The organism is Cobetia sp. SIMBA_158 (assembly GCF_046566945.1).
GTDB lineage: Bacteria > Pseudomonadota > Gammaproteobacteria > Pseudomonadales > Halomonadaceae > Cobetia > Cobetia amphilecti.
Window position 1 is genome coordinate 1 of record NZ_JAWJYL010001212.1, and the last position, 231, is coordinate 231.

General features: G+C 48.5%; 1 pseudogene. It reads right to left on the reverse strand.

From position 1 onward, the window contains the following. Positions 1-219: pseudogene (locus tag R2R70_RS23580) on the reverse strand (O-succinylhomoserine sulfhydrylase); the annotation flags it as partial. Between the last annotated feature and the right edge of the window lie 12 nt (positions 220-231).

A 231-nucleotide genomic window follows, 5' to 3' on the forward strand; every position in this document is an offset into this window, starting at 1 on the left:
GGTATGGCGAGAGTAAACATTGCCTGTTTTTGTACCGTCAAAATGAGCAGCAGCATCAGCTGCTGAACGATAAACGTAAGAGCTGGTGGTAAAAATAGGCTCTGAATGCTCGCCTGCGTCTGTACGGTGTTGACCTGCCCGCACTGCGATGGTCTGCATGCCATAATCAAGCCCTAAATCTAAGGCATCGTTGCGCCAGTTTGGATCTAACTTGTTCAAACTGCTCTCATC